Annotated in this window: 16 protein-coding genes; 5 read left to right on the forward strand and 11 right to left on the reverse strand. The window is 47.1% G+C overall.

The features are described from left to right. Nucleotides 1-7: 7 nt before the first annotated feature. Complete coding sequence (locus tag R4537_RS10495; RefSeq protein WP_000019000.1) at nt 8-928, reverse strand: HDOD domain-containing protein; 921 nt, start codon at nt 926-928, stop codon at nt 8-10. A 377-nt stretch (nt 929-1,305) separates the two neighbouring features. Here R4537_RS10495 and R4537_RS10500 point away from each other — a divergent pair, with 377 nt between their 5' ends. Continuing rightward, nucleotides 1,306-1,893, forward strand: a complete 588-nt coding sequence (locus tag R4537_RS10500) for a TfoX/Sxy family DNA transformation protein (RefSeq protein ID WP_001005366.1) — start codon at nt 1,306-1,308, stop codon at nt 1,891-1,893. Between the two features lie 94 nt (nt 1,894-1,987). Here the strand turns inward: R4537_RS10500 and R4537_RS10505 are convergent, their stop codons facing one another. The 3 genes from R4537_RS10505 to R4537_RS10515 all read right to left on the reverse strand — a co-directional run bounded on the left by R4537_RS10505 (nt 1,988) and on the right by R4537_RS10515 (nt 5,176). Beyond that, nucleotides 1,988-2,536, reverse strand: coding sequence for a hypothetical protein (locus R4537_RS10505; protein ID WP_001232640.1), 549 nt, complete (start codon nt 2,534-2,536; stop codon nt 1,988-1,990). Between the two features lie 190 nt (nt 2,537-2,726). Beyond that, nucleotides 2,727-3,224, reverse strand: a complete 498-nt coding sequence (locus tag R4537_RS10510) for a response regulator (RefSeq protein WP_071177790.1) — start codon at nt 3,222-3,224, stop codon at nt 2,727-2,729. Further along, the gene (locus R4537_RS10515; RefSeq protein ID WP_071177791.1) at nt 3,221-5,176 is read right to left on the reverse strand and encodes an ATP-binding protein; all 1,956 of its coding nucleotides are present in this window, start codon (nt 5,174-5,176) and stop codon (nt 3,221-3,223) included. The genes R4537_RS10510 and R4537_RS10515 overlap by 4 nt, the downstream gene beginning before the upstream one ends. Before the next feature lie 222 nt (nt 5,177-5,398). Between R4537_RS10515 and R4537_RS10520 the strand changes: the two genes are divergently transcribed. After that, nucleotides 5,399-6,664, forward strand: coding sequence for a DUF945 family protein (locus R4537_RS10520; protein WP_071177792.1), 1,266 nt, complete (start codon nt 5,399-5,401; stop codon nt 6,662-6,664). Between the two features lie 121 nt (nt 6,665-6,785). Continuing rightward, nucleotides 6,786-7,880, forward strand: coding sequence for a 3-phosphoserine/phosphohydroxythreonine transaminase (serC, locus tag R4537_RS10525; protein WP_000400866.1), 1,095 nt, complete (start codon nt 6,786-6,788; stop codon nt 7,878-7,880). 80 nt (nt 7,881-7,960) lie between these two features. Here the strand turns inward: serC and R4537_RS10530 are convergent, their stop codons facing one another. From R4537_RS10530 to R4537_RS10555, 6 genes are all read right to left on the reverse strand, one after another. Further along, nucleotides 7,961-8,953, reverse strand: a complete 993-nt coding sequence (locus R4537_RS10530; RefSeq protein ID WP_071177793.1) for an alpha-L-glutamate ligase-like protein — start codon at nt 8,951-8,953, stop codon at nt 7,961-7,963. Further along, complete coding sequence (locus R4537_RS10535) at nt 8,953-10,461, reverse strand: inactive transglutaminase family protein (RefSeq protein WP_000202056.1); 1,509 nt, start codon at nt 10,459-10,461, stop codon at nt 8,953-8,955. The genes R4537_RS10530 and R4537_RS10535 overlap by 1 nt, the downstream gene beginning before the upstream one ends. Nucleotides 10,462-10,468: 7 nt before the next feature. Continuing rightward, nucleotides 10,469-11,206 carry an ATP-dependent zinc protease family protein gene (locus R4537_RS10540; protein ID WP_000476332.1) on the reverse strand — a complete coding sequence of 246 codons (738 nt, stop codon included), beginning with the start codon at nt 11,204-11,206 and terminating at the stop codon, nt 10,469-10,471. 119 nt (nt 11,207-11,325) lie between these two features. Continuing rightward, a complete protein-coding gene (gene cmoB / locus R4537_RS10545; RefSeq protein ID WP_071177794.1) occupies nt 11,326-12,297 on the reverse strand; it encodes a tRNA 5-methoxyuridine(34)/uridine 5-oxyacetic acid(34) synthase CmoB in 972 nt (323 codons plus the stop codon). 98 nt (nt 12,298-12,395) lie between these two features. Next, on the reverse strand, nt 12,396-13,124 hold the full coding sequence (gene cmoA / locus R4537_RS10550; RefSeq protein ID WP_001068382.1) for a carboxy-S-adenosyl-L-methionine synthase CmoA: 729 nt from the start codon (nt 13,122-13,124) through the stop codon (nt 12,396-12,398). A gap of 137 nt (nt 13,125-13,261) precedes the next feature. Next, on the reverse strand, nt 13,262-14,131 hold the full coding sequence (locus tag R4537_RS10555; protein WP_071177795.1) for a DUF72 domain-containing protein: 870 nt from the start codon (nt 14,129-14,131) through the stop codon (nt 13,262-13,264). Between the two features lie 291 nt (nt 14,132-14,422). Here R4537_RS10555 and aspS point away from each other — a divergent pair, with 291 nt between their 5' ends. Then, nucleotides 14,423-16,198 carry an aspartate--tRNA ligase gene (gene aspS, locus R4537_RS10560; protein WP_057644349.1) on the forward strand — a complete coding sequence of 592 codons (1,776 nt, stop codon included), beginning with the start codon at nt 14,423-14,425 and terminating at the stop codon, nt 16,196-16,198. 96 nt (nt 16,199-16,294) lie between these two features. Then, complete coding sequence (locus R4537_RS10565) at nt 16,295-16,873, forward strand: thymidine kinase (RefSeq protein ID WP_071177796.1); 579 nt, start codon at nt 16,295-16,297, stop codon at nt 16,871-16,873. A 105-nt stretch (nt 16,874-16,978) separates the two neighbouring features. Here R4537_RS10565 and R4537_RS10570 read toward each other — a convergent pair whose 3' ends face one another. Further along, on the reverse strand, nt 16,979-18,235 hold the full coding sequence (locus R4537_RS10570) for a dicarboxylate/amino acid:cation symporter (protein ID WP_000453409.1): 1,257 nt from the start codon (nt 18,233-18,235) through the stop codon (nt 16,979-16,981). Between the last annotated feature and the right edge of the window lie 61 nt (nt 18,236-18,296).

Raw genomic sequence — 18,296 nt, forward strand, 5'->3', positions numbered from 1 at the left:
TGGTACTTCAGATGCCACTGGCACTGATCACATCACTTAGCTTGTTGTTAAATTCCATTTCACTTAAGTTGCTGAGCTGGTAGAGCACTTCAGCGCCTTCAGAGTTGATCTCGACATTGTGATCGTCAATCGCATCATCTTTCTTTCTGAACATCAGTAAGTGATGAGCAATACGAGCAATATCGAGGTAAGTGACTTCTTGTCGCTCGGTTACCAGCTCAGTGTTGCAAGCGACTTCCAAAAAGTCATGGTCAAATCCCCAGTGACGTAACACCAATTGACTGATTGGTGAGCACTGAGATTGGAAAATCTTCAGTGCAATAGTGGGATCCAGATAATTACCATTTTGTAGATATAAATGGTATTCATTGACCAGACAGAAGATACCGATATCCGCCAACAAACCGACTAGCAGTGCCTTTTCTAGCTCAAGGTACTGGTATTTCTTCGCATCCACACACTTAAATGTCTGGGTCACCAGTAACATGGTGGCCCCCATTTCGCGAGAAATGGTCGCACTTTTAAGTAAGATGCGATTGCACTCTTTACTGAGGTTGACGGAGTACTTCAACTGTTCAATAGCTTGCGCCGTCACAATATCACGAACGCGCAAAATGCCAAGACGTGAAACTGCCGTGACAATATCGGTGCACGTAATGTTTCGGCGATTAAACACAACTGAGTTTGCCACGCGAATCACAATCGCAGAGAGCCCAGGATCTTCAATTAAGCAGTCCGCGACATCGGATATGGATGTCGATTCCGCTAAGCACAGGCGCTGAATTTTTAAAACGACATCTGGAATTGGGGGAAGCGAAATTTTCCCGGTACTGATAGAAAGCTCGACCAATTGCGCAAATTCACTTTCCAATCCTTGGATGAGTTTATGTTTGGTTTCGGGTAACCAGTAAAAAGATAGGTGACTCATAAAATACACGATCAAGCAAAGTTGGTAGCATTTTAACTATCGCTAAACTAAATAAGCAAACGGTTCCATGCATTTTACCGATTACGCTGGTTTTTTCGTTGAACTATTGAGCGATTTAATAGATGAGGTTTAAGTATAGAGGAGCAACAAAAAATTGACGCTGTGATACTGGTCTCATAATCTGGCGCAAAAGTATTGCATCGATGTGAGATAAGTCCAGACTTATTTCTCTTCGTAAACTATCATTAGCTTCATAAAACAAGCAAGCTCATACGAAAGATTGAATAGACTTGCTAAACAATTTCATTATTTTCGCTTTATTGCTGCTATCTGGTGATCTTCCTTAATCGGGGAACGAGATTAAAGGATCAATGGATATGAATGAGCAACAGTTTTTCGACTACGTAACTAAGTTTGGCGCCTACCAAAAACGCTCGATGTTTGGTGGTATCGGCTTGTTTCAACACGACGCTATGTATGTGTTGGTCAGTGAAGACCGCATTTTTGTGCGTGGTGGAGAAGAGCTCGACCCTGAGCTCTTGGCCTTAGGGTGCGAGAAATATCGCCATGTTAAAAAACAGACAACGGCAACCGTAAACTATTACGACATCACTGAACTGTATGAGCAACATCACCCTGAGCTAGACTCGATCATTGAACGCTCGATTCAGTTTTCTGTGAATCAGCGGGAATTTCAACGCTCAGCAGCCAGTCGTCGTCTACGGGATTTACCCAATATGCAACTGACTTTGGAGCGTATGGTAAAAAAAGCGGGCATTGACGATGTGGAAACTTTTATGAGCCTCGGTGCGCCAGAAGTGTTTAATAAGGTGCGTCAAGCTTATGGAAGTGATGTCGATGTAAAACTACTGTGGAAGTTTGCGGGTGCGATTGAAGGCATTCACTGGAAACTGCTGCAAGAGCCGCGTAAGCGCCAACTGTTAGAAAGTTGTCAGCAGCGTTAAGTTAAAGCATTACCCACGTTCTCAATCATAAAAAAGCCATAAGCCAGAAATCTGGCTTATGGCTTTTTTACTGTATCGCGACGAACGCTAACGATCAGAAGTTAAAGCGAGCTGTGAACATCAACTGATCGTCGTAAAAGTCGTTTATGCGAGCTTCTGCACCGAGAGAGAACAGCTCGGTTGCGTGGAAGCGTGCGTATACTGAGCCTAGCCAATCATCATTGTTGTCGATAGAGACGTAACCTGCTTTACCGCCCACCTCAAGCTGAGGCCCTAACCACTGACGAATACCAATGTTCAGTTCCATGCCTGTATCGGCGCTAGAGCGTTTGCGATCATCGACTAAACGAAACAGCATTTCACCGGTAAGATCTGCCCAGTTATTGACCGGCGCGTGGAATCCAAATCCGGCCGCGACATCGTAGTCACTTTCAAATTCTGAGTCGATTCGGCCAATCACATGAGCATTAGGGTGAATAGAGCGACTCATCGCAGCACCAAAAGTCATAGGGCTGGCGCCGATGCGCGCTTCTACATAGTCATAGCTAAAGTTGCTCATTACGGTACGGCTATCACGCTCACCTTCAGCCAGTGCCGAGCCAGCGACGAGAAGTAGTGCAGTTGCAACGATTGTTTTACGCATAATTAAGATAAACCTTTATCTTCTGATTAATTCCAAGGCCACTACCTGAAAGTTGCAGTGACTGAAGCCTTAAAATCGACTCCGGGTTCATGATTTGACATCATAAAGCATTGATGTATCAAGCTACTATCAAAAAATGTCAGAGTTTTGTCGTTCATATGAAATTTAAGCAATTAAAGTGCCAAATTCCTTATTCGCCAAAGCTCATTCTTTTAGCGGCGATCGCATTTAGAATTTTTTCTGCATCAAGAATTTGAATCCAAGGCATTAGGTCCTCTTCGTTCTCAATCACGTAATGAGTCAATTGCTCTTTTACGGATTGGCGCAACTGTTCACCATGCCAAGGCTTAGCAATATAAAAGTGTAAACTGGCATGGTTAACGGCTTGAACGGTATCTTCCAACCCTGCTTGGCCAGTGAGTAACATCTTACGCGTTTTGGTGGTATCGGTTTCTTGGTTGAGTTCAATAAGAAATTGAATGCCAGTCTGTTCCGGCATGATGTGATCACACAGGATCAGGGCGAGGGGGATCGCCTCTTGGCGATAATCCTCAATCACGGATTTCGCTTCCGCAACCGATTCGGCCGCTTCAATAATGAAATGCTCTTCAAAACAGTCGAGATCTTGCACCACACTGTCGAGCACTTCTCGTTCATCATCCACACATAAAATCAAAAATTTGTTCATGGCTTGCTCCTTGCCAAGGTGGGTGCGGGTGCGATTAAAGGCAGCCACACCGTCATGGTGGTGTAGTGGTTAGGTTGGGAGTCGACATCAATCCAGCCTTGATGTTGCATAATGATCTGTTGACAGACAGATAGGCCAATCCCAAGACCAAAGTTACCTTCTCGTTTGGTGGTGTAGTTGAGGGCAAAAATCTGTTGCTGTAACTCTTGTGGAATGCCGCAACCATTGTCGGTAAAGCGAATTACGGTGTAGTCGATATCTTGGCGACGCTGTTGCTCGGTTTCAATTCTCAATACGCCATGCTCAGGAAAAGCATCAATCGCATTTGATATGAGATTGGTCCACACTTGCTGTAGCGCAATCGGCAGACAATAGATTAATGGTAATTGTGCGTATTCTTTTTCAACACTATGCCGTTTTAGGCGATTTTCAAAAATGACCAGGGTATCTTCTATCCCTTCATGGATATCGGAGAGCCGATAACTTTCATCGTCAGGACGTGCATACCCCTTAAGGCTTTTCACCATGTCAGCAATCCGCTGTGCACAAACATGGATTGAACGCAGAGTGCTGCCTGTGAGGTGATAGCTTTCCAACTGTTCAAGTTGTTTTTGTGCCATCTCTGGTCGACTTTGGGCGAGTTGGATCATGGCCTCATCGTCATCCAAGCCCAATTTGACCATTTTTTTGGCGATTAAACGGTGATGGATAAGCTCTTCTAACTGTTTAGCTTTGTGACGCTCTTCGGAAGTGGAGATCGGCTTAGCCTGCATGGCTTTTTGCAATAATTGCGCACCTAATTGCTCGGTTGGCGCTCGCTCTTCACCTTCAATCAAGTGCCCAATATGGCTGGATAAGGTTTCAGTACCGCGCAAAATGGCTGCGACCGGATTATTCAACTCGTGGGCAACGCCTGCCACCAGTTGTCCTAACATCGCCATTTTTTCACGCTCCATCAATTGTTGGTGGGCAGACTCTAAAGACTCCAACGTTTTTTGCAGTTCAAGTTTCGTGGTAATGCTGCGTTGCAATCGACGATTAAAATGGCGCAGAAGTAAGTTGGTAAACAGCGGCAGCAGACTGGTGTCGTTGTGCATGACTTTGGCGAACACATCACGATCAAGTTTTATCACTTCAGTCTGGGTTAGGGTGATCGCAGTCGAAAAAGAGGGTTCGCCAGTCACAAATGACATACCGCCAATAATATTGCCTTTTTTATGGCGTACCACTTCACGCTGTTGGCCAAGATCGTCTCGTTTATATAAAGCCACTTCGCCTTCGGTGATGAACCATAAGAAACGGTTAGGCTCGCCCTCTTCGGTCAGTAAATGCTGCGCGGAATAGGTTCGGCACGCTTGAGTCTCGTCTTTCTCATCAAAAAACTGGTACAGCGCACCAATCACTTTTTCGGCCAATTCACCATCGGATAAGCGGTGATAATCCGTGATGAATCCTTCACGGTAGCTGCGCATCTTATTATCGATGTGCGCGCGTAACAGACGCTGCTGATCCAACACTGTGCTGTAGCTCAAGATATTGTCTTTATCGTGTTCAAGTATAAAAGAGGTCAGTTCTTGTAAAGCCGTTTTGCGTAGCACATTATCTTGCAGTGGCTTAGTCAAGCAGTAGTCTAAACGACCTTCGTTGACCGCGCTCAGAATGGCTTGGATATCTTGTCCACCACTCACCAAAACTTTGCGGGCGTGTTTGGTGTGCGCCACTTTATCTAATCGAATCAAAAAATCCGCGCCATTGAGCGCTTCGTGATGGCTAGCGATGACTAACGCGGCGATCTGTTCACGTTGTTCAATAAATTCAAGCCACTGCTGAGCTTCATCAATGGATTCAGCGCTGCATAGGTCGAATTTACTGGCAAATCCAGACAGCTCTTGACGCCATTGTTCAATACTGACCGGATTGTTATCTAAAATGAGCAGAGCGTAGCGATTCACAACCTTTTCTCTAGCAAGGGTTCACTTTATTACTTTAGCAGGGATGACGCTGATGAAGTGGGAGCAGGGTTGGAGAATTTTCAATCAAACTTGTTGCAATTCAATACTCTGATTTGATTCATACTTTTCCCGTTGTTTGCACAAATGTTGACAATTATTTGTATCTTGTACGAGTTTCGTCACCTAAACTAAGGACACTCAATCCCAAGGAAATGTTTGACTATGAAATCAATAAAAATGATCGGTGCAGTGGGTGGGGCTGTTGCGCTAGGTTTGTGTTGGCCACTCGCGGTGGGCCAAATCGGTGAATCTGCGATCAAAGATGGCCTCAACAATTTTGAAAGCTCATCAACCAAGGCTGAACTGGTTAACTATCAGCGCGGTTATCTGTCATCACAAATGCAGACGCGCTACAAAATCACAGACCCGACGATTGTGGCTCAGCTAGAAGCAGAAGGTATTCCAACCGAAATTTTGGTCGACAGCACGCTGACTCATGGTCTGATGGGGGTTTCAGCGGTATCAACATTGCCGCAATTCCCTGAGTTTCCACTGCAGATTCTTTCGAATACTAAGTTAAACGGTAACACCGATTACACAGTGAAGCTGGAGCAATGGAACTACGTATTCCAAGGTGAAGAGCCGGTTACGGTGACCATTGAGCCTGCGCAAATGAGCGGCTCTTTGACGACTTTGGGTGAAATGACGTTCCAACTTAACGTACCTAAGATTATTTTGGATTTTGAGAACCAAGCACAAATAGTGCTCAGCCAAATCACTGGTGATGGTCAAGGCAAAGAGAGTGATGGTTTGTGGCTAGGTGCACAGAATTTTAAGCTAGATAAGTTGAGTGTCGATCAAGAGGGACAAACGGAGTTTGATATGGTTGGTTTTACTTACCATTTCACCTCCGGGTTGGATACTACACAGACTCGTTTTACCACGGCTCACAAAATGAAGATTGCCGATGCGAAATACAGCGGCGGCGAGTTTAAAGAGTTCGCTTTAGATTTCACGTTGGGGGATTTGGATACCACGGCCACTAAAGCGCTTTCTAAACTTTATCAAGGTGCGCCAGAGATGACCGAGCAGGACGTTGATCAGATCTTGCCACAAGTGGAAGCACTGTTCAGTAAAGGATTCTTCGTTTCAGTGGATAACTTCTCGGCCAATATTTCCGGCGGTGATTTTGCATCGAACTGGCGACTGAATGTACCTGAAGGGACGGAAAATCTATTGCAAGATCCGATGGCGGTGATTCCCACGCTGACGGGGCAGACCAAAACCTATATTTCCAACCAGTTGGTGACGGCTTTCCCATTTATTGCACAAGGGATTGAGCAGCTCATGATGATGGAAATGATGACTCAAGATGATAAAGGCTACACCCTACAAGCTGAAATCAAAGAGGGTAATGTGGTGTTCTCGAACGGGAAAACCATGCCACTCGTCATGTTGTTAATGCCGCTGATGATGTTGCAAGGCTAAAAACTCGCGCGGCAGTTCATTGCTTGGGGAAAGAGGCGTTAAGGCCTCTTTTCTCGCTTTTTATCTGGCGTAAAAAGTGGTATTAATCACAACACTTTTCGTTAGCAGGAGCAATGAACACATGGAGCACAACACCGATACGGTTTATAACTTTAGTGCAGGTCCCGCCGCCTTGCCTAAGGCTGTGATGCTGCAAGCACAAGCGGAGTTTGTAAACTGGAATCATCTTGGCACTTCGGTGATGGAAATTAGCCACCGTAGTAAGCCATTCATTCAAGTAGCCGAGCAGGCTGAGCGCGATCTGCGCGATCTTCTAAATATCCCAGATAATTACAAAGTACTGTTTTGCCAAGGCGGAGCGCGTGCACAATTTGCAGCGGTACCGCTTAACTTGTTAGGGAATGCAGAGACCGCAACCTACATTGATGCAGGTTACTGGGCGATGAGCGCAGTGAAAGAAGCGAAGAAATACTGCACTGTCGATGTTTTTGACGCCAAAATTGAAAAAGAAGGCAAAATTGCCGTGTTGCCTGCGAGCGAATGGCGCATTGCGAACAACGCTGCCTATGTGCACTTCTGCCCGAATGAAACGATTGATGGGATTGAAATCAACGACTTGCCTGTCACAGACAAACCGATCGTTGCCGATATGTCTTCTACCATTTTATCTCGTGAAATTGATGTATCGAAATACGGCGTGATTTACGCCGGAGCGCAGAAGAATATTGGCCCTGCGGGGATCTGTATCGCCATCGTGCGCGATGATTTGCTGGATTTGGCTAGCGATCTGTTACCGGGAGTATTGAACTACAAAATTCTGGCTGAGCAAGAGTCGATGTTTAATACCCCGCCTACTTTTGCTTGGTATCTCTCCGGCCTTGTTTTCCAATGGTTGAAAGCACAAGGTGGCGTCAAAGCGATTGAAGAAGTGAACCGTGCAAAAGCGGCGCTGCTTTATGGCTACATTGATTCATCCGATTTCTACCGTAACGAGATCCATCCCGACAACCGCTCGCTGATGAACGTCCCATTCCAACTGGCGAAACCCGAGTTGGATGATACCTTCTTGGAACTGGCTGAAGCGCGTGGCTTGGTGTCATTGAAAGGGCACCGTGTTGTGGGGGGGATGCGTGCCTCTATCTATAACGCGATGCCGCTAGAGGGTGTGCAAGCGCTGGTCGATTTTATGAAAGAGTTTGAAGCGCAATACGCTTAATGGCATGTGGTTGATAGCTCACGAAAAAGGCTTCCATTCGGAAGCCTTTTGTCATGTTAGCGCGGTAAATGAAATTAGGATTACTGCGCTATCGGTGAGTGAACCCCAAACTTACGCACCGCATAGGCTACGCGTTCGGCGGGAGTCGGATAGAACAGTGAGGAACCTAAACTTTCAATGTGCTGTAAACGTGGCAAGAGTCCTGCGCCATTGGCAATTTGAATCGCGAGTCCGGGACGAGCGTTGAGCTCTAACACCATCGGCCCTTCTTCTTTATCCAGTACCATATCGGTTCCGAGATAGCCTAATCCGGTCATCTCCCAAGCACTGGCAGCTAATGTCAGCAGCCTTTCCCAGTGTGGGACAACTAAAGTGGCCAGCTCTTTGCCCGTATCAGGGTGATGAGTGACGGGTTTATTAAATTGCACGGCACGCACCGCTTGACCGGTAGCGATATCAATTCCCACACCTACCGCACCTTGGTGCAAGTTGGCTTTACCATCCGAAGCGGAAGTGGAGAGGCGCATCATCGCCATGACCGGATAACCTTTGAACACGATGATCCGTACATCGGGCACGCCTTCATAACTGAACCCCTCAAAACAGTCATCAAACTGAATTAAGTTTTCCACTACCGCGACATCATTTTTGCCGCCAAGAGAGAAAAGTCCGGCAAGGGCATTACTGATATGGCGTTCCACATCCTCTTTATTCATAGTCGAACCGGATGGTTTGGAGTAAATTCCATCTTGGTGAGAGGTCACTACCAGAATACCTTTACCACCACTGCCGCGAGCAGGTTTAATCACAAAGCCCGGCCAGTTTTCGACCATCTCATGGATGTGTTTCACTTCGGCTTGATTGCTGATAACGCCAATCAGTTTGGGAACTGTACATCCTGCACGCTGCGCAATCAGCTTAGTTTGCAATTTATCATCCACCAATGGGTACTTGGAGCGATCGTTATAACGTCCGATATAAGCGTGGTTACGCTTATTCATCCCCATGATCCCTTTGCGGCGTAGCTTAAAAGGGGAGGTGTAATCCGAGAACGAAAAGGAGAACAACCCCATTACTTCTCCTCCACCAACGGCTTGAAGCGACGCAGCTCAGAAATTCGATAACCGGTGTAAGTTCCTAATAGTAGGATTGCCGCGAGAACAACCAGCTGTAACCCAATGAAATTAAAGGTTAAGTGTTGTACATACGTGTTGGTCATCGCCAGATAGATCAAAATAGCGGTAAACAGTGAGCCACCGCCTTGCAGCAGCACCTCTTTAGCACCTTCTTCTTCCCACAGAATCGACATCCGCTCAATGGTCCACGACAGAATAATCATCGGGAAGAACGTGATAGTTAAGCCTTCGGTTAAACCGACTTTGAACGCCACCACAGTAAACACCGAAATAATCAAAATCACGGTGATGATCACGGCTGAAATCCGTGCAACCAGTAATAGATTGAGCTTGGAGAGGTAGCTACGAATGATTAAGCCAGTACCCACAATCAGCAGAAAGCCGACAATACCCGTGGTGAGCTGGGTTTGTACAAAGGCAACCGCGATCAAGACGGGCATGAAAGTACCCGAGGTCTTGAGTCCGACAATCACGCGCAAAAACACCACGATCAAGGCACCAATCGGGATCAACATGATGGTCTTAAACATGGCTTGCTCTTCAAGCGGCAAGCTATGGATTGAGAGATTGAGTAAACCGTCTGCTTCAACTTTGCTGTCGGTGGCTTGTTGAGGCGTAACCTTTTGAGAAATCATGCTGAACATGACTTGGCTATTTTGCCCACCGACTACATCGAGTAGAGAGACGTTGGATTCATCCCATACCAGCAGATTCGGATGGGTTGGTTGGGTGCCGGTTTCTGGGTTAAACAGGATCCAAGCGCTGCCATTCCATACTTCATTCATATGTTGAATCGACTGACGGCGGCGACCATCTTCTAACTGGATCACGCCGACCACTTTATTGGGCACGAGTGCGTAAGAAAGCAGTTTTTGCGTTGCCTCGACTTTACTTATCTTATTTAGCAGCAAGGAGGCGTTTTGACTTTCGCTATCGTTGAGCCCTTTAATTAGCTCGCGAGTAAAGGTTACGTGATCCGCTGATCGTTGAGAAGCTCTGTCGATCAAGGCGATAGCGGCTGACTCTTCGGGGCCATCAAAGGCAGGCTTTACAATCGGTTGTGTTGGCGGAATTTGTACTGCTTTGGCTTGTGGGTCGACCAGAAATTGCGCTTTGTAGTAGATGGTTTGTGGGCCGCTCGCTTGACGAATCGACCACTCAATACGGCGACCCGATTCGGTATTCAGGTAAGAAATGCCGTAACCCGGTGAGGACGCGGTTTCGTTGATCAGGGTATAGCCTTCTTGTGTGAGCGGTGCGGCTAGGGAAACTTTGGCCTCTTTACCTTGTGCGGCAAACTCGATTCTGGCTTCAACATCCCATACTTGACGCGTTTCTCCGGGTGTCCATGGCACACCATAATCTTGGTGGCGGAGTACGCTTAGCGTTATACCCACAGCAAACAGTAGGAAAACTGAAATATAAAATGGAATTTTAGACGTCATAGTTTACCTATTTAATTTTGCTATGAATGTACTTACGACTGACATCAACAACGGCAATATCACGGATAAATTCGCGGCCAAGTAGCACCGGGTGTGTCATTTGAGTTCGGTCTGCTAGGGTAAACTGTGCTTTCTCATGGATAGAGCCCAGTTTTACCCAAAGTTCCACGACCGCGCGGCGCTCGGTATTTTCGTTGGTAGATTGACGAATGCGTACGTAACGTAAAACGGGTGCTTCAATCCAGTTGGCGTCTGTTTTAGGATTTTTCTCATCAGCAAGGTGGAAACGCACCCAATTTTTACCATTACGTTCGAATTCTTCAATATCGACGGCATTGAGTGATGAGGTGGCGGCACCCGTATCGATACGAGCATCGAAAGTTTGCTTGATAGCATCAATGGTGACGCTTTCAATTTCTCCCAGCACCACCTCTTGGCGAGGTTTGGTGATGGCCACTTTTTTATCATTAGACGGCTTAACGGTAGGGGTTCGTTTCGGGGCAGGCGGTGGCGGCTGTTTAATTTGGCTAACTTGATTTTTTAATTCAGTAATTTGATTTTCAAGGCTTTCAATATAATCATTCTGCAGGCCTATTTGTGATTCTAAGTTAGTCATTTTTTGGGTCATATTGGCTTCTGAGCTTTGAATCGCGGTGAGCGTCGCTTGATGATATTCATCGCCATTGTTGAGTGCGCAGCCTGAAAGCAAACTCAATACGGCAAAGGGTGCAATTCGCTTAAACATTTGCGACCTTATTATTTTCTAATGAGTGATTGTATAGATAAATTATAGCAAAGGATGCTTAGCGCATCCTTTACCAAGGGTAACGTGATACCCGAATAAGCGAGTTAAAACTGTGTCAATTATGGCTTTTTGGCAATCAGAATGGCACGGCGCGGCGCCGGATAGCCTTCAATCGTTTTGCTTGGGTCTTGCGGATCTACATAATCGGGCAATGAATTGTGTGTCATCCACTCCGTGGTTCGCTGCTCACCGAGTGAAGTCACGTTTTCATCAACAATTCTCACATCGATAAATCCCGTTTTTTCTAACCACACTTTAAGGGCCAATGCAGAAGGGAAGAAATAGACGTTACGCATCTGGGCGTAGCGATCAAACGGCACCAGTACCGTATGTTCATCTCCTTCTACGACTAAGGTTTCCAGGATCAATTCACCGCCAGCAACCAACTGATTTTTCAGTTGCAGCAGGTGATCGAGTGGTGAGCGACGGTGGTAAAGCACGCCCATGCTGAACACAGTATCAAAGGCGTTGAGCTCCGGCATCTGTTCAATACCGAGTGGCAAGAGATGAACGCGTTGGTCATCGCCCAGCAGTTTACGTACCGCTTCAAACTGGATCAGAAACAGCTCGGAAGGGTCGATGCCAAACACTTGCTGCGCGCCTTCACCCAACATACGCCACATGTGATAGCCGTTGCCACAACCCACATCAAGCACCAAACGGTTTTCCAGTGGTGAGATGTGTGGCAGTAAGCGATCCCATTTCCAGTCAGATCGCCATTCGGTATCAATATGAATGCCGTGCAGATGGTAAGGACCTTTACGCCAAGGATGAAAGGTTTTGAGCACCGCTGCCAATTTCTTCTGTTCACCTTGTGCGAGTGGCTCATAGTTATGTGCCGCTACCGCATTTTTCAGATCAATCACCTCCGGTTGACCGACTGGAATTTTCTTGAGGTTACGCATCCAGCGGTCGAGATCGCCGTGCTGCTTAGCTTGCCAATCCGTCAATTGCTGAGGTAGCGTGTTGAGCCACAACTGTAACTGCGGATGTTGAGCGATCTGTTGGTAAACGTTGGAAAAGTTAAACATGAAGCTTAATACCTAAACAAGGCTCTCTGCCGATCTTGTATGGTTTGGCTTGATTAAGCCGTTAACAAACAAAACATTTAAGGCAGAAAAGCGAAAAATTATTTAATAGCGAACATAGAGCCAAAGTTAAAGCACTGGAACCAGACTTCAAAGCTTGAAAAGCCCAGCGTGGCAAAACGCTGTTTGTGGGTCTGGATGGAATCAGGGCGCATCACATTTTCAATCGCGCTGCGTTTTTGGCTGATCTCCAGCTCGCTGTATCCGTTGGCACGTTTGAAATCGTGGTGCAAATCGATCAGCAGCTCGTGGGCTTCTTGATCCGAAAACACAAATTTTTCCGACAAGATCAAGATGCCACCCGGGCGTAATCCGGCGTAGATTTTTTCTAGCAGCGCGTAGCGATCATCCGGCGCGAGAAACTGCAAGGTAAAGTTGAGCACTACGACGGAGGCGTTTTCAATCGCGATATCGCGAATATCCGCTTCGATCACCTGCACTGGTGTGTCAGAGCGATAAGCGTTGAGGTGCAGCTTGCAGCGTTCCACCATGGCCGCTGAGTTATCGACCGCAATGATTTGGCAGCCTTCTTGTTTGATATGGCGGCGCATAGAAAGGGTTGCCGCACCCAGTGAGCAGCCTAAATCGTAAATCGTGGAATGAGGCTTTACAAAGCGCTCAGCCAGCATGCCAATTGCGGAGATGATGTTGCTGTAACCCGGCACCGAACGTTGGATCATGTCTGGAAAAACTTCAGCCACGCGCTCGTCAAAGGTGAAATCACCGATTTTATCGATGGGTGCGGAAAAGAGAGTATCTTTTGGGTTCATAGCAGACCTCATGGCAGCGTCTTGTTCCGGCTCCTTTGGAGCTGGCTCAATAAAAAGCGCGTATTTTATGAAAAATCGCAGCGTCTGTCATTAAACACATCGCCTTTAGGGTAAATCAGCCGTACCGGATCGTGAGTTCAAAACATACTCAGCTGTGGCTGTTCGGGCATCGCGGGAAATGGCGCCAGATCAGGCAGCGCGATAGTCTGTTGTAATTGTTGGTAAAGTTGCACCGCCAGCTGAGGCGCGAAATCATTATCCGGTGTATGAATCATCAGATAAGGCTGCTTACCTTGCGCAATCCACTCGGGCAGTTTATGTAGCCAAGCACCGAAAAAGGGTAGGTTAGCCTCAATCTCAGGATGGCCGATAAAACGGATCATCGGATGCTTGGCGGTGGCAATCGCATGAACTGGCACTTTCGGTTTTTTCTGCTGCGCATCAATCACCGCCTCGGTATTCGGCAGCGCCGAAAAAACGGGGCGACTGTCCATAATAATGCGATCAATGTTTTGCTCAATCAGCCATTGGTTGAGCGCTTTTTCCGCTTCGCCTTTGCCAAAAAAAGCCAAATGACGCACCTCCACACCGAGCGGAAAATCGGCTGGAAACCATTCTCGAAAGTTTTTCAATTGCGCCAGATGTTCAGGCCCAAATGCAGCGGGCAGTTGAATCGTCCACATACCAATTCGGTCGTGTAAAGGCTGCATTAAACGCAAAAAGCTCAGCAGCTCTTCTTTGCAATCGCGCAGTAAATGCTGGTGGGTAATGCTTTTCGGCAGCTTAAAGGTAAAGCGAAAGTCGTCCTGAGTGGCTGCGCGCCAGTTGAGTACAGTACTGGGCGTGGGCGACGCGTAAAAAGTGGTATTCCCCTCTACGGTGTGAAAAACGCTGGCGTATTTCGCAAGGCGTTCAGAGGCTTGTGTGCCGCTGCCATAAAACTCACTCTGCCATGCAGGGTGAGACCACAGGGTTAAACCGAGTCGCAAGGGAAGAGAGGGCGTCACTCTGCTCGGGCTCCTTAAATCATCATCACGAGAGTTTTGAAGAATACGAGATTTTAGCGCTATAATCAGCGCCTATTTTTCCCTTCTGGTTAGCCTTTAATCTTCGGTTGACGGGATTATTGCGTTAAAAAGCAGCAAGGGGTAAGAAAAGACAACAAATTGTACGTGGGAAGGTCGATCTTAAATCCCTTTCGGCGTATAAATGGAACTTTGCTGAAGAGGCAGTCTGTCGAGTACTCCACGACCTTTCAGCGTTAAATTTGATGACTAATTGAGATTGGGAAATTCACTATGCGTAGCCATTATTGTGGTCACCTGAACAAGTCCTTAGTAGGACAAACTGTAGAGCTGTGCGGCTGGGTTAATCGCCGTCGTGATTTAGGCGGTCTGATCTTCATTGATATGCGAGATCGTGAAGGTATTGTTCAGGTAGTAGTGGATCCGGATATGGCGGATGTATTCGCCGTGGCTAACCAACTGCGTAGCGAATTCTGTATCAAATTGACGGGTGAAGTACGTGCGCGTCCAGAAAGCCAAGTCAATAAAGAGATGGCAACCGGTGAAGTAGAGCTGTTGGCACGTAGCCTTGAGATCATTAACCGCTCAGACGTTCTGCCGCTCGATTTCAACCAGAAGAACTCAGAAGAGCAACGCCTCAAGTACCGTTACTTGGATCTGCGTCGTCCAGAGATGAGTGACCGCATCAAACTGCGTGCAAAAGCCTCAAGCTTTGTACGCCGTTTCTTGGATACACACGGTTTCCTTGATATCGAAACCCCAGTTTTGACTAAAGCGACACCTGAAGGTGCGCGTGACTACCTAGTACCAAGCCGTGTACACAAAGGCAGTTTCTACGCACTGCCACAATCACCACAGCTGTTCAAACAGCTACTGATGATGTCTGGCTTTGACCGTTACTACCAAATCGTAAAATGTTTCCGCGATGAAGATTTGCGCGCTGACCGTCAACCAGAATTCACCCAGATCGATATTGAAACCTCTTTCATGACCGCAGAACAAGTGCGTGCCGTGACGGAGAAGATGATTCGTGAAATGTGGCTTGAACTGCTGAATGTGGATCTGGGCGATTTTCCAATCATGCCTTACAGCGAAGCGATGCGTCGTTTCGGCTCAGACAAGCCAGATCTGCGTAACCCAATGGAGTTGGTGGATGTGGCGGATCTGCTGAAAGACGTCGATTTCAAAGTGTTCTCTGGTCCAGCGAACGATCCAAAAGGCCGCGTGGCTGCACTGCGCATCCCAGGTGGTGCAGCACTGACTCGTAAACAAATTGATGAGTACACCGCATTTGTGGCTATTTACGGCGCAAAAGGCTTGGCATGGCTGAAAGTCAACGATTTGGCTGCGGGCATGGAAGGTATTCAATCTCCAGTGGCGAAATTCCTCACTGAAGAGATCATTCAAGCGATTATCGAGCGTACTCAAGCACAAACTGGCGATATCATTCTGTTTGGTGCCGATTCAGCCAAAGTCGTGGCTGAGGCGCTGGGCGCACTGCGTCTGAAAGCGGGTAAAGAGTTGGGTATTACTAATGAATCTGCGTGGGCTCCATTGTGGGTTGTTGATTTCCCTATGTTCGAAGGTGATGACGAAGGTAACGTGGCGGCAATGCACCACCCATTCACATCCCCTCTGAACCTCTCTCCTGAGCAGTTGAAAGCCAACCCAGAAGAGGCGCTATCAAACGCTTACGATATGGTATTGAACGGCTACGAAGTGGGTGGTGGTTCAGTCCGTATTCATAACGCAGAAATGCAATCTGCCGTATTTGACATTCTGGGTATCACGCCAGAAGAGCAACGTATCAAGTTTGGCTTCCTGCTTGATGCGCTGAAGTTTGGTACACCCCCACACGCAGGTTTGGCATTTGGTCTGGATCGTCTGGTGATGCTGCTGTGCGGCACGGAAAACATCCGCGATGTGATCGCTTTCCCGAAAACGACAGCCGCCGCGTGTCTAATGACGGATGCCCCAAGTCTTGCTAACCAAGCCGCGCTAGATGAACTGGCGATTGCGGTCAAGCTTGCAACGAAAGATAAAGCGTAATCAACGCCTTGCAAAGGGTGGCATGAGCCACCCTTTTTTTTAACCTGCGCAGCACGAGAGCGCAGACAGTAAAATGATATAAACAGGATTTCATCTTTGGCTCAGATGTACTTTTATTACTCGGCAATGAATGCGGGTAAATCGACCACCTTATTGCAATCGGCGTTTAACTACCAAGAACGCGGCATGAACCCACTGATTTTTACTGCTGCGATCGATGATCGTTTCGGCGTAGGTAAAGTGAGTTCTCGGATTGGGCTTGAGGCCGAAGCGCATCTTTTCCATGCCGATACCAATCTGTTACAAGTGATCGCAACATTGCATCAGGCTGAACCTCGTCACTGTATTTTGATGGATGAGTGTCAGTTTCTCTCTAAAGAGCAAGTTTACCAACTGACCGAAGTGGTGGATAAGCTGGATATTCCTGTGCTGTGTTACGGCTTGCGTACCGATTTCCTTGGTGAACTGTTTGAAGGTAGCAAGTATCTGTTGTCATGGGCGGATAAACTGATTGAACTGAAAACCATTTGCCACTGTGGCCGCAAAGCCAATATGGTGATCCGTACCGATGAGCATGGCAACGCCATCAGTGAAGGGGATCAGGTCGCGATTGGCGGTAATGATAAGTATGTTTCAGTCTGTCGCCAGCACTATAAAGAGGCGTTGGGACGCTAAGTGAACCCATCTCCTTCGCGGGCTAATTTTAATTTGCCAGTGACGCAATAAAGAAAAAGCCAGACAGTCAATGTCTGGCTTTTTACAAACAAGAAAGTATAGCGATTAAGCTTCACGTTTTTCCAGCTCAGCCGCCGCTTCTTCAGTGATCATAGAATCCACAATCACCGCACAAGCCGCATCGCCGGTAATATTGAGCGCAGTACGGATCATGTCGAAGATACGATCCAGTGCAAACAGCAGTGGTAGACCTTCAATAGGAATACCCGCAGAGAGCAGAACCGCTACCACAAGGAATGAAGGCCCTGGAACACCCGCTTGACCAACCGCACCCAAAGTCGCCGTCACGATGATCGCAATATAAGCGCCCATGCTCAGGTCAATATTGAACAACTGAGCAAAGAAGATTGCCACCAGACCGTAGTAGATCGCGTTACCTGACATGTTGATGGTTGCGCCCAAAGGCAGTACGAAAGAAGCCGTTGAGTTGCGTACACCCAGATCGTTTTTCACCGTATCCATAGTGACAGGCAGCGTCGCCATCGAAGAGGCAGTAGACAGTGCAACCGCTTGTGGCTTCTTCATTGCTTGAATGAATTTCTTCGCTGAAGTTTTACTGAATACATGGATCATCAATGGGTAAGCCACAAAGCCAAAAATCGCAATTGCTGCTACGTAAACCATGAACAGTTTAAAGACGACCATTAGCGCGCTGAAACCGAAAGTGCCGACAGCATCTGCCATCAAGCCAAATACGCCGATAGGCGCAATTAACATCACTTTATTGATCATCCACACCATAGCATCAACAATAGTGTTCACTGCGTTGATCACTGGGTCACGTTTTTCTTTGGCTTGCTTAGAAATCGCAATGCCTAAAAACAGACAGAAAACTAGGATCTGTAGGATGTTCGCTTCGTTTAGTGACTGGAAAACGTTGGTTGGGATCATACCGATAATGGTTGCCCAGAAGGTTGGCAGCTCACCTTTAGAAGCATATTCAGAAGAGAACATACTTTCGACGCCAGAGACATCAATACCAACGCCTGGCTGGAAAATGGTTCCCATCAATAATGCTAGCGCAACGGCTGCGGCTGACGTGAATGCAAAGTAGCTCAAAGTAATTGCGCCAACTTTACCTGCTGCATGACTGTCACCCAGACCTGCTGCACCAGAAATCAGTGCCACAGCCACCAGAGGAATTACCAGCATTTTGATAAGATTAATAAAAATTGCACCCAGTGGAGCAAATAGTGTCGCATCGTGACCCATTGCTGCACCGACTGCAGTACCTGCGAGCATGGCGATCACCACTTGCACGCCGATGTTGTTTAGTAAACCCTTTGTCTTTAACACTTCCATAACCTCTGTGCTAATAAATTGTAAATTCCTAGTGTTAGCCACTAGTGTCATATCACTAAAT

The sequence above is a fragment of the Vibrio paracholerae genome (genome assembly GCF_037672085.1).
Classification (GTDB): domain Bacteria; phylum Pseudomonadota; class Gammaproteobacteria; order Enterobacterales; family Vibrionaceae; genus Vibrio; species Vibrio cholerae.

Bases quoted from the DNA above. Each gene is read 5' to 3' on its own strand.
- R4537_RS10535 (WP_000202056.1), bottom strand. From the start codon at position 10,461: ATGACGTCTAAAATTCCATTTTATATTTCAGTTTTCCTACTGTTTGCT.
- R4537_RS10530 (WP_071177793.1), bottom strand. From the start codon at position 8,953: ATGGGGTTGTTCTCCTTTTCGTTCTCGGATTACACCTCCCCTTTTAAG.
- R4537_RS10500 (WP_001005366.1), top strand. From the start codon at position 1,306: ATGAATGAGCAACAGTTTTTCGACTACGTAACTAAGTTTGGCGCCTAC.
- R4537_RS10510 (WP_071177790.1), bottom strand. From the start codon at position 3,224: ATGAACAAATTTTTGATTTTATGTGTGGATGATGAACGAGAAGTGCTC.
- aspS (WP_057644349.1), top strand. From the start codon at position 14,423: ATGCGTAGCCATTATTGTGGTCACCTGAACAAGTCCTTAGTAGGACAA.
- serC (WP_000400866.1), top strand. From the start codon at position 6,786: ATGGAGCACAACACCGATACGGTTTATAACTTTAGTGCAGGTCCCGCC.
- R4537_RS10505 (WP_001232640.1), bottom strand. From the start codon at position 2,536: ATGCGTAAAACAATCGTTGCAACTGCACTACTTCTCGTCGCTGGCTCG.
- R4537_RS10540 (WP_000476332.1), bottom strand. From the start codon at position 11,206: ATGTTTAAGCGAATTGCACCCTTTGCCGTATTGAGTTTGCTTTCAGGC.
- R4537_RS10495 (WP_000019000.1), bottom strand. From the start codon at position 928: ATGAGTCACCTATCTTTTTACTGGTTACCCGAAACCAAACATAAACTC.
- R4537_RS10520 (WP_071177792.1), top strand. From the start codon at position 5,399: ATGAAATCAATAAAAATGATCGGTGCAGTGGGTGGGGCTGTTGCGCTA.
- R4537_RS10570 (WP_000453409.1), bottom strand. From the start codon at position 18,235: ATGGAAGTGTTAAAGACAAAGGGTTTACTAAACAACATCGGCGTGCAA.
- cmoB (WP_071177794.1), bottom strand. From the start codon at position 12,297: ATGTTTAACTTTTCCAACGTTTACCAACAGATCGCTCAACATCCGCAG.
- cmoA (WP_001068382.1), bottom strand. From the start codon at position 13,124: ATGAACCCAAAAGATACTCTCTTTTCCGCACCCATCGATAAAATCGGT.